Source organism: Paenibacillus nanchangensis (genome assembly GCF_046543445.1).
GTDB lineage: Bacteria > Bacillota > Bacilli > Paenibacillales > Paenibacillaceae > Paenibacillus_AQ > Paenibacillus_AQ nanchangensis.
In genome coordinates, this window is sequence record NZ_JBHOFD010000039.1 from 22322 (window position 1) to 34553 (window position 12232).

The following is a 12232-nucleotide window of genomic DNA, read 5'->3' on the forward strand; positions in this document are numbered from 1 at the left end:
TCATCCTTATCTTGTAAACTTCAATAAAGTCGCTTTGTTTGTAGCTTCAGGGTATCGTGCAGAGCCAGTACTAGAAAATCCATACGACATTCTGGCTAATTCAACAAATTCAGCGTAAGCAGCCCATTTACCGCCTAGTGCTCTGTTGACTTTTGCTTTCCAAGAAAAATATTCTCTTGGATACATCATATATTGATATGTTGTCTTACCTTTATATGCCCAAGTTGTCCCACCAACTTGGTTAACCCAAGCCTGAGCAAAACTTTGACTTCCGCCTGTTCCTGTATTACACGAGTAAAACCACGAAATAGGATTAAAAAACGCATTGCTATCAATATTTTGAATGTCAGCTATTGTTAAATCCAATTTCTTATTGTATGAAGAGCTATAATTATATGCTAATGGTATCATGCCTGTTAATCCATGTGAGAACACTGTGGAACTGGTTATTTTATCATTCATCCTGCTGTTACCACCAATTTTATTATTAATATAATTTATAAAATCTTCCGCACTTCTTAATTTGACTATATTTACATTTAGCGAGCTAACAGCTTCTGAGAAGTTAGCCCAATCTTTATCACTCCACCCTGCATCAGCAATAAGCCATGCAATTGTTTCGTCAGAATTAGCTTTCCTTAGCTCCCTTATTTTTTTAAGTGCAGGCTCGATGAAATTATAACTATATCCTCCATGGGAATCGACAGAGTAATCTCCACCCGATACGACTATCGCTTCGTGTCCACTTGGATCAGCATATCTTATAGGATTATTAGTCACGTAAGTATACAAATTCAAACTCAGCGGATTCGTCAAATCCCCTTCATACGTATCCTCATTAATAAACCGTCCAATGCTGGAGTCAAAATCCCGCGCCTGCGCATGGGAATAACCGCTGTAATAATCATAGCCGAGGCTGGTATAGCCGAACAGATTGTCCGGGCCGGACCAGTTCAGGTCAAACTTCTCCGGATCTTCGGCGACACCAAATTCGTCGTAGCGGTACCGCGCAGATATCGTGCCGTCTTGACCCTCCAAGCCAATTACGCTTCCCTGCGCATCACTAAGATAAAAAAGTGTCTTTAAACTTGCGCTCGCCCCTGCTCCGCTTGCTCCGGTCGCCGGCTCCCAACCGCTGTTCGCATCCCCGCTGACCCGGTAGCTCATACTGATCCGTTCTTCACCGGCTCCGTATACATAAGATTGCTTCCAGTTCTGTCCGTCGGCTCCGCTTGCGGTCAATGGCTGCGGAGTACTCAGGGTCACATCGTTGGTAAAATAAAGCTCAATCTGCCGCTTCTTATACTGCGGCTCCCAGCCATCCCTGTTGCCGGCAGGATGGTCTGGCAGATATGCATCCTGCAGCACTCCGTCCCCTATGGTTGTCCGCATGCTGACCCGGTTACCGTCACCGTCATACTCGTAAGTGGTGATGTCGCCGTACGCATTGGTGTTCCCAACCAGGCGGTTGGACGCATCCCAACGATTGCTTTCCAGCACTTGCGGGCCTGCGGCCCGTGCTGCTTGGACAAGTGCTGCTGGGTCAAGGGCCTTAGCCGCCCCATAGACATCATCCGTAACGCCTGGCTCAAGCTTCGCATTCGGCAGACCGGACAACGAGGTGGCGGAATCCTCCGCCGGGATCGTTCCAGCAGGACTTAAGGCCGGTGCTGCAATGCCCGAGCGCGGATTTAGCAAGCTGGACAAATCGTCTGCACCTGTTGTATCGGCAACATCCGCAGGAGGATCTACAATATCCCCTGTGTTCTCCTTCACACCGGTTGCATCCGTATATACGCTCTTAGACACCGTGATCTTTTGCGCATTTGTTTTGGCGCTGATCAGGCTTAATGCCGATTCACTGTCGATACCGGTGACTTCCAGCAGATTGCCGCGTTTATCGTAAGTGTAGTTTTTGTAGTCGCTGCCTTTTTCAAAACGAGTCAGTTTGTTCGCGGCATCGTAGGTGTACGACTCTGTCACGGCAGTTCCGGCTTCCATCGTTTCTTTACTCAGACGGTTGCCCACTGTGTCATAGGAATAAACCACCTTGGTTCCGTTCTGCTTCTGGACTTGGACCAGCTGATTCAGCGCATCATACGCATACTCCGAGATATCCGCCGGACGCTGCGTTCCGGTTGGATTATCTTCGTCACTTCCGCCTTCCTGGCGTTCGACACGAGTTTTGTTCCCCGCCGGATCGTACACATAGGTAAGCTGCTCCAGCAGCCCACCGCCCGGCGACATATGCTTCAGCTCCAGCAATTGCCCTGCACCGTCATATCGGTACGTACTCCGCCCGTTGTTGGGAAGCAGCTTCTCGGTCAGCCGCCCGGCCGCATCATATTGGTAGCTGGTGATCTGGTTTTGCCCGTCGGTCACCTGTTTGATCCGGTCAAGCTTGTCGTAGTCATATCTGACCACTGTATTGTCCGGATAGATAATCCGGCTGCGCTGTCCGGTTGCGGTCCATTCGTACCGTACATTACTGCCGCGCGGATCAATAACCGAAGTTAACCGGTTCAACGCGTCATAAGTATACCTGGTGCTCCCGGTGCGGTCAGTCATCAAGGATCGGCGTCCCGCGGGATCGTATTCATATTTCACCGTAAAATCATTACCATACTGGACCTGTGCCAGCTGATTACCTGCATTATAGGCATAGACTGTCGTATTTCCGTCCGGTTCGGTGACCTTCAGCAGATTACCGTTTTCATCGTAGTCCAGTAAGGTTGTCTCCTGCAGCGGGTTCACAGATTCAATAACCCGGTTCAGCGTATCGTAGCGGTAGGAGGTCACTGCGCCAAGTGCGTTAGTCTTATCCAGCAGGTTGCCGGAAGCGTCATAATTATAATGAGTAATGCTGCCTTCCGCATCTTTTACATCCGTTAACCGGCCTAGCGGGTCATAGGTAAAAGCAGTTTCGTGATGATTTGCGTCAATAATTTTCTCTACATTGCCCAGAGCATTATAGAAATAGGACGTTTCATAGCCAAGGGCATTCCGTACCAACGTGTTCCGTCCCATATCATCGTACTCGTAAGTCGTTTTTTGCCCTGCTGCGTCGGTAAATTCGGTCATCAGCCCGCGTGTATTCCGGGTGACTTTTGTTTCTTCATTCAGCGGATTGACTGTGCCTGCATCCAGGCCCCGGCTGTCGTATTGGGTCTTCCAGATCGAGTGATTGGGATCGATAACAGCAGTCCTGTTGCCGTTGTTATCATACTCGTATTCGGTTTCCGCACCCAGCGCATCCGTTACCTTTACCAGCCGTCCGAGTGCATCATAGTCATAATAAGTGCTGTTGCCCAGCGCGTCCGTGATTTTGATATTGTTGCCTGCCGCATCGTAGCGGTAGCGAGTTTTGCCTCCAAGAGGGTCGGTTACACTCAACAGTTCATTACGTTTGCTGTAGGTGTAGGAGGTTTTGTTACCCTTCGCATCCTGCTCGGTAAGCAGATTTCCATTATCGTCGTAAGTATAGGTGCGGGTTTTACCCTCCGCATCCGTGACTTCCTTCAGCTGTCCGGCATCATCATAACTGTAGGCTGTAACATTGCCAGCTTCATCTTTTTCCCCGGTCACGCGTCCAAGCGCATCGTATGTATTGCTTGTACTGTGCTTAAGCGGATTCTCCGTGCTGCTCAGCCGGTATACCTGATAATCGCTGATCGTTTTGGCACCAGCCTCATCTGTATGCTCCACAGGATTGCCGTTGGCATCGTAGGTGACGCTGCTCGTCTGGCTCAGCGCATTGGTGACGGCAACCGCCCGGTCTTTGCTGTCATAGTCGACAGCTTGCAGCATGCCCTCCGCATCTGTGATCCGGTTAGCCCGGTGCAGGGTATCCCGTTCAACAAGGGTGGTGTAACCGCTCGGGTCCTTGATTTCTTTCGCAAATCCGTCGGCATCATTGGTGTAGGCCGTTGTGTGTCCTTCCGCATCCTTCACAGACACCGGAACACCTCTGCTGTCTCTGACAATGGTGACTGTGCCGCCTAGAGCATTCGTGTTTTTTACAAGATTGCCTGCCACATCGTATTCATAGGTGGAACGGTTGCCCAAGGCATCAATCTCTTCAACGGGCCGGTTGGATGCATTGTAACGCATGATGGTGGAAAAGCCATTTTCATCCGTCATCTGCACCAGATTTCCGCGCTCGTCATAGGCCAATTTCCCTTTGCTGCCGTTGGCATCAGTTACCTCAGTTACCCTGTCGCTGCTGTCATAGCCGTATTTGACGACGGCTCCATTAGGCGCCTGCCGCTGAACAACCTGGAAATTGGAATTCCATACGTAAGCCGTCTTCTGTTGAAGCGCGTTGGTCCAAACCGTCTTGTTGTCGGTTGTGGCGATTGAGGAGGCCAATCCCGCACTGCTCCCAGCAACGGCCGGCTCGGGATCTGTACTTCTCGCATTTATCGTGTTTCTTTCGTTTCCTGTACTTCTTGCATTTCCTGCACTTCCCTCCCCGCCAGTGCCGCTCTGTGGATAGGTCAAAATGGTTTGGCCTGCCCCAATACCTGTATGAACGACCGGTGTCCGGTTAGGCGTCATATCCCCGCCAATCACGAACAGACCGCCAGTGCGCACATCCAGATTGTTGTTGACGCTGACGTTGTCACGGACGAACAAATCGCCCCCGGTAACCGTCAGATTCGCCGTCTGGTTGTTGGACACAATCCCCCCGACCACCATTTCCTGGGCAATATCCATCTCTACACGGGTGTTGATCGACAGATCGCCTGCAATCAAAATCCGCTGGGCATCTACGGTCAACCCTCCACTGTTGTAGGTCAGGCTGCCCGTTTGCAGTGTATCTCCTACGGTTACGGAGGAGTCATTGTTGAGATGTATCGTTCCGCCTGACCACAGATTGCCATAGCTCCCTTGCACCTTTTGGACTTCCAGTGCAAGCTTGGTATTGGCATTCAGTCCCTGCTTCAATATCAATGTGCCGTACACCCGGACGGTGATATCCTTGTTGGTATTCATCCCATCCACAATCAGAACCACCGGCTTGCCGGGCGATCCAAATGTAACGCTTTCCTCCACATTCAGGTGGCCGGTACGGATGATAGCGGGGGAGGCATTGCTTGCCGCAATCGCTTGTTGAACCGCAGGGATACCGCCCGGAGCAGACACCGACGAAGCAAGGAACACATCTTTTTTGCTCTCAATCGTTCCGATGCTGTCCGCAAGATAGTCCGAGATCAACGGCTTCAGCCCTTCAACCTGACGGTATGCGGGAGCATGCGCCAGATTGTGCATTGTGCCGGACAAAATTACCTCATCCGAGTCGGGAATGTCCCGCCCGTTCGCAGGGTCAATTTTGGGCTGACCGTCCTGCGGCTCTTCGCCCCGGACCACAGGAGCCACACGTCCTTCGTAGCTGGATGAACTCGACTCTCCATAAAAATCGGTATAACCGGTGACACGCTGATGTTCATCATAAGTGACACTCATCGCCGCCGTACCTTTTGCATCTGATACGCTAAGCACATGATGGCCGTCGTCGTAAGTCAGTTTGGTTTCGGCCCCATCCACATCGGTAATGGAAGTCATGTCGCCGGTTACCGGGTCGTAGTGGAACAACATTTTGCGGTCCGTATGATCGCTAACGTCAACCAGCTTTCCCGCACCGTCGTAGCTTAAGCTAAGTGATGCTCCGGGTGTACTGACCGCATCCAGCTTGTTTCCCTGATACGTCAAAGTGATTCTATTGCCATTTAGGTCCGTGATTGACTGCAGCAGTCCCTCCCCATTAAATCGGTAAACATCGCCTTGGGGCGATGTAAGTGTGTAGGCTCCTGCAGATGGAGCAGTAAGCGCCCAATCCGTCCCGCGCGGGGTCAGGTAGTCGCCTCCAGTCAACGGCACGTATTCAAAAAGCGAACCGTCCGGGCTTCTGACCTCCACCTTGCCGCCGCTTAGCGGAGTCAGCTTCCATTCATAGCTGTGGTGCCATCCCAGTCCATTAACTCCTTGGTATGGATCGCGGCTTAAATAATTCAACCCAAATTGCAGCGGCATCAAGGCCTGCAGCGTAATGGAATCCGTCGAGTAGACAAAATCCCCCCGGGCCGGATCAACCGGTTCCTGTCCGGACGGGTTCACAATCCGCAGCCGCTGCCGAATCGAGGTCTCTGTAAACTGGGCCAAATCCCCGCTGGTAATAATCCGGCTGGTCTGCGGACGGGTTAGCAGAATGGAGGTGAGCCCGCTGATCGTTCCCGTGGAAGCTGCCGACTGGTTTAAGACGGCAATGTCCTTTGCTTTTTCCTGCATGGTTTGCACGTTATCCAGCTTGTAATAATACGCCGCCAGCGCTTCCCAACTGATTGCAAAATCCGGCACAGGCTCCCGAAGCACCACAAGCGATTCCGAATACCCGGAGAGCTGGCCGTCTTGTTTCGCTTTTGCGGTGATATGGACAGGCTTGCTTGGTGTAATCGTAATCTGCTCACTCCACTGCCCTGCGCTGTTGACTGCAATGCCGGAGTAGCGCTTGTCCTCCCCGGTGGATGGATAATAAAGCTCCACCTCGATGGAAGTCCCTGGCTCCGCAGTTCCGGACACGACCGACTGCCCCGAAGCGGCCGGTTTGATCTGCAGTGCTGCAGGAGGCTGGACCTCATCACTGCCAAGGATTTCAAAGCTGGCGATTTGGCCGTAATACACCCCCACGCCGTTGTATCCAGCAGGGGAAATACAAATGTTATAACGCCCTTCATCCAGCGGCACGCCCCCAATTGTGCCATCCCACTTGTATTCGTGAACGATGTATTCACCGTTTTTTTTCGTAGGATACACGCCGGTCGTGATCAAATCCCCAAGCAGCGGGGCCGACCCATCTCTTTGCGGCGTGCACAAATTGATGTTGGTCTCGTGAGATTCCTGGCCGTCATCCGCTGCGTTGAAACTGAACGAAATCACAGCTTCTCCGCTCCCCGGTTTTAGCTCACTCGGCTCAATCCGCATATTCGTCGCCGCAGAAGCCGACGATGTAAGCTTGTTAAGTCCCGGAAAAACCGGGATATATGATACAACCAGCAGCAGCGCAAGCATAAGGTTTACGCGGGCTTTCATCCGGCCGCTGCGCCACAGCCTTTTTAGCGTTCGGGATTTCATAGATTGGTCTCCTATCCGTTATGAGTTAGAGGAATTTCAACTCCGCCAGCAGCTTATAGATCAGAACTGCAGCCTCGGCTCTCGTGGAGGAAGCCTTAGGCTTCAAGAACTGTCCGCTGCCCTGGACAAGCTTCTTTTCCACCGCCGCAGCCGCAGAATCTTTTGCCCATTTACTGATTTGGTCACTGTCCTTGAATTTGGTGAGGCCAGCTCGTGCCTTGGCCAAGTCCGCAGCGGAGGCGGATATGCCGGTAGTGCCGATGCTGTCATTGGTGTCGATAGTTTCGGTAGTGTCGGCGGTTTCGGTAGTGGCGGTGGTACCGGTAGTGGCGGTGGTGGCGGTGGTACCGGTGATCTTCAGAGTGTCCGGTCCGTGCGCAGCGTTCATAGTGACCGTAGTGCTGTCGATTGCCCGCATCAGCATAACCATCATCTGTTCACGGGTCAGCGGATCATTACCATGAAAAAGCCCATTGTCCCCGGTCACAATCCCCGCCTCCGCTGCCGCTTCAACATAGGGGTAAGACCAGTGTACAGCTGGAATATCCCGGAAGGATGGTGTACCTGGCTGGCTCGGCGTACCCTCCTGACTTGGCGTAACCGGCTGACTCGGCGCACCCTCCTGACTTGGCCGCAGACCAAGAGCGGATACCAGCAGTTTGGTGAATTCGGCGCGGGTCACGCTGCCTTTTGGCTTATACAAGTTTCCGTTCATTCCGTTCACAATTCCTCTTGACGCCAGTACCTCTACATTGTGCCGTGCCCAGTGGCCCGCCAAATCGGTGAAATGCACATTGCGCAGCATGACCGCATACAATCCGGAGGCTGTGATTGGCGCATGGACAAAGTCCCGCTCCACTTCAGTTACACCAGCTATATAAGTCCAGGTGCCTTTAGCCGGATCGTAACTGTAGATTCCAAGCTTCTCCCGCTCCGAGACCCAAGGTTCTTCCTTCGGATACCGGATCGCGAGCTTGACCGGGAGCTGGAATGCAGCGTCCGATTGTACCTGCCAGACGGAGCCAGCCTTGAGCAGCTTCAGTCCGTTTGCATCCAGCAGCTCTTTTGTTTCCAGTTCCGCCTGAGCCAGACTTACGCCGGTATTGTCCGGGAAGGTGCCTGCCGCAATCTCCAGCCGCGCCCAGCCGTTTAGGACAGACAAAACGCCGCCTGTATTCCCAATGATCCGGCTGTCTTTGGCTCCACTAACTACGGGCACTTTAACATTTGGGTTGGAGCCCGGGGTTGTGGCGGTTCCCATTCCTGGTGCCGAACCTGGTTCCGGCGTTGGGCCAGGTTCTGGTGTCAGGCTTGGAGATGGGTTCGCGACATGTGTTGGAGTTGGCGCCGGGAAGTTGCGTTCTTTTAGATCCAAGGATTGGATGTTGTCGTCCTTAGTGCTGTACAGCAGCTTGTCCCCGCTAATGCCAATCAGCTTCGCCCCCGTTTCGATAGCGGGCAGCGGCGTCACTTTTGAGGTATTGAGATTTACCTGCTGCAGCACAGCTGCACCGTTTTCCTCCTGCTGAAATACCGCGTATTTTTCACCAATGAACATGTGTGCATAAGAGGTGCCGCCATCCTTCATTTCGGTGAGATCCACAGGCTGTGCCATCAGATCTTGAATATTCAGCAGCACGTACTTACTTCCGGCAGCGCCGTTTTTCTGTTTATACAGCACCTGACTGCCATTAAAAACAAACCAGTCGACGGTGTTTGCACCACCCAGACTCACCAGTGCACGTCTCACTCCGCTGTTCACGTTCAGCAGACTAAGTCCCCCGTCACGGGCATTTTTATAAACGACATTTCCACTGGCCAGCATGGGGAACCGTCCTTCGCCCAAGTCGGCTTCAGCGCCTGTTGCCAAGTCGTGATAAATCATGCTGCCGTAATGTTTGCGTTCATACCAGACTACACCTACTCCGTCCGTCGTCGGATTCCCATAGGAACCGGGCTGCTTGTTGAGTTTCGCGGGCTTCCCCGTCTCCAGGTTGGTACTGTAGATATCCCACTGGAGCGATCCCGCCGCCTCATTTCCTTTGTCCGCCCACACCACAATCGCGCCGTTCACATAAGGCGCATCTTTTGGGGACGGGCTGGAGGTGAGTCTCGTACTAGCACCATTGCTCTGATTCAGCGTATGTACCTGCTTGACCCCAGTCGCATCCTGTTCCAGCCAGACCAGCCTTTCTCCCGATACGCTGAAGTCCGTTTTCCCCGGATTCATACCGGCTGCCACAGCTTGATGCGTGTCTAGAACGCCGCTGAACAGACCTCCAATCATTGACACGGCCGCGAATACAGCGATGGCCGTCTGCGCTAACTTTTTTTTCCTTGCGAACCTCATCCACGTCTCTCCCTCAATGCTATTTGCAGGCACACCAAAAAACCAAGTGCCTTGAGCGGCCCGGCTGCCTTAACATCTTTTTGGGATGAAGTAGGCCCGTGGCTTTGCGTCTCCGACTTTCGTACGGATTTGCCTTTGTTCCAAACTCGGTTCTTTTGTCCCTATGTGTTTGTTTTAAAGTGTCTTTTGATGTATAGGACACTTTTAATATCGGAATTTATCCCTGTATAATAAAGATGTTCTATATTTTCCTTTTTTAGGGATGTTGGAAAAACTGAATTTATTTATCGTTTGATTCCACTTTGAGTCTGACGCAACGTTCTAATTTGACTCCTCTCACTCTGCAGGCGCTCCTGCAGTTTTCCAACATAAAAAACCTCCAGAGATATCTCCCTACCTAACAAATGGGATATCTCTTGAAGGTGCTATGATAAGTTTAGTTAAAGTTATGACTCGCAGAGTGTACTCTATTTTGTAGGGGCTTGGCTATCGTCTGTCGCCTATGGTTTTAATCTGCCATGTTAACAGGTATTATTATTTTTGAATGTTTAAAGAAACGTACACGATAAGCATCTCCCACAGTTACTTTAATGTACCCCGGAGCTAGGTAATATGTCTGAACTTTATCATCATCATTAACCCAAACTTTATCGCTCGCTCTAAATTGTTGTTGCCTTTTTATGACCGTAATTTTCTTCTCTTGGTACCCATCTAACACGTCTCTAGTTAGACAGTAGACATCCACACCCGCTACACATAAAGAAAAGATAGAGAATAGGATCAACAAATATAACACTAGTTTCTCCCAGAACTTATTCCACTTATTGCGGTTCCGTATGATTGCTAAGGGTAATTCGACAGCAAGGCAGTATATAAACAAGTACACTCGGATTGCTTCAAATAGCAGTATACGTTGTTCATAGGAATTATATTTAATACATATAGTCGTTATGCAAAAAACAAAGAGCAGTGCAAATATTATCCTTACTATATTTTTACTCTTCACATCTGTGCTTGACCTCCTTAGACAACTGCGCCAGATCTATTCGCGTTTTTATCTTAACGCATCAAGCTAACTGTTTCTGCCACTGCTACCGCCTCAACAATATAGTTTCGTACTTCACTGATGGACCGGGTTCTTTTAGAGAAATATGGATTTAACCAATCATCTATTTTCACTACAACCAATTTAAAACTCCCGTTCTTTAGATCAAACTCTGGATACCAACCCAAATCTAGAACATAAATATTGTTATATCGAACTTGAAGAATGTCTTCTTTAAACGACCAAATCTGCTCAGCGTATGAAAGATTATCTACAAAATCAAAATCGTTTAAAATAACCTTACCTGCTTTGAAGTCAAACTCCCCCAAAAGTCTCCCTCCTGTTCATTGCATCAGGCTTTATTTTTTGCTCCATCACTTTTCATCCCATCATTGATTAGTTTGTCTTCCTTAAAATCTGGGGCTATCGGTAGGGAAAATCTCTTGCCCTTCGTCACCTTGCGGAGTTGCCGGTGATAGCTTCTACCATGTGCGCAGGTTCAAGACGGTAAGCCAGAAATTTGAGGTCTCATTCTCCCCGATCCACATCCCCAGCACATCTTTATTCCTGTCCAGATCGACCCCAAAAACCATATACGCCACCTTATACACATAATAATTTATTTGCACAGGATTCTTGATAATCCACCTTATAATTTTTTATCAAGATAAATCAAGAAAATTAATTCAATTGTAAATTGCAGAGTCAACACAACAAATGCAACATTCAGTATCTGAGAAAGACTGTAACTAGTTTGAAACCGATAGAATACATCTAAAAATATCATCAAACCAAGCACCACTATTAGTAAACTATGGTACCAAACTGTCGCTTTGTTCGCCTTACTCTGAATCGATTGCCAACGTTCATCATTTTTATTTTTTATAGTTTTTCTAGCTTTGTAAAATACATTTCCAATTAAGCCCGTTAATAATACGATCAATGCAACTGCCGTTATTATTTGATATGCCATTATTTATCATCCTCCTTCAGTGTAAATACTTCATTAATAGAAACATTAAATACTTTTGCAATTTTGAAGGCTAGCTCCAATGAAGGTGTATATTTATATTTCTCAATGGATATAACTGCCTGTCGTGATACTCCAAGAAGTTCAGCCAAATCAGCTTGTGTCCAATCCTTTGTAGCTCTCAAAATTTTAATGCGATTTTCAATCAATGTAATCCACCCCTTACTTAATGTAACCATTTGATTACATTTTTATTGTAACCACTTGGTTACATATTGTCAATATATGGTTTACTCAAAAAACAATGTTTATCATCCTCTTGCCATATATCGCCCGCTAAACAATACCACTCCGAGCAAAAAATGCTGAGCGCGGATTTAGCAGTTTGTTCGCAGCATCATAGGTGTACGACTCTGACACGGCAGTTCCGGCTTCAGTCGTTTCTTTACTCTGACGGTTGCCCACTGTGTTATAGGAGTAAACCACTTTGGTTCCATTTTGCCTTCTGCACTTGAACCAGCTGATTCAGCGCATCATACGCATACTCTGAGAGATCCGTCGGGCGAAAACACCGCTGAGCAAGCCTCCAATCATTGACACTGCTGCGTACAGCGATAGCCGTCTGTGCTAACCTTCTTTTCCTACCGAACCTCATCCTCGTCTCTCCCCCAGCGCATCGCCCGGACTATAAGTATCAATTGTTGCTGCAGATCATAAGTTAGCTCTTTCCCATGTC

Annotated in this window: 5 protein-coding genes, 1 pseudogene and 1 riboswitch; all 6 genes and pseudogenes read right to left on the reverse strand. The window is 49.5% G+C overall.

Annotated features, from left to right (window positions below; genetic code table 11):
- Positions 1 to 6: 6 nt before the first annotated feature.
- Positions 7 to 7131: a DUF6531 domain-containing protein gene (locus ACE6ED_RS24800; RefSeq protein WP_410830111.1), complete on the reverse strand. Its 7125-nt coding sequence runs from the start codon at positions 7129 to 7131 to the stop codon at positions 7 to 9.
- Between the two features lie 25 nt (positions 7132 to 7156).
- The gene (locus ACE6ED_RS24805; RefSeq protein ID WP_410830112.1) at positions 7157 to 9481 is read right to left on the reverse strand and encodes an S-layer homology domain-containing protein; all 2325 of its coding nucleotides are present in this window, start codon (positions 9479 to 9481) and stop codon (positions 7157 to 7159) included.
- Between the two features lie 51 nt (positions 9482 to 9532).
- Positions 9533 to 9625, reverse strand: a riboswitch (cyclic di-GMP riboswitch).
- 915 nt (positions 9626 to 10540) lie between these two features.
- Positions 10541 to 10855 (reverse strand): hypothetical protein, encoded by a 315-nt coding sequence (locus tag ACE6ED_RS24810; RefSeq protein WP_410830113.1) that lies wholly within the window; start codon positions 10853 to 10855, stop codon positions 10541 to 10543.
- Between the two features lie 168 nt (positions 10856 to 11023).
- Positions 11024 to 11137, reverse strand: a pseudogene (locus tag ACE6ED_RS24815) (transposase); the annotation flags it as partial.
- 38 nt (positions 11138 to 11175) lie between these two features.
- Complete coding sequence (locus ACE6ED_RS24820; RefSeq protein ID WP_410830114.1) at positions 11176 to 11499, reverse strand: hypothetical protein; 324 nt, start codon at positions 11497 to 11499, stop codon at positions 11176 to 11178.
- On the reverse strand, positions 11499 to 11705 hold the full coding sequence (locus ACE6ED_RS24825) for a helix-turn-helix transcriptional regulator (protein ID WP_410830115.1): 207 nt from the start codon (positions 11703 to 11705) through the stop codon (positions 11499 to 11501). The genes ACE6ED_RS24820 and ACE6ED_RS24825 overlap by 1 nt, the downstream gene beginning before the upstream one ends.
- Between the last annotated feature and the right edge of the window lie 527 nt (positions 11706 to 12232).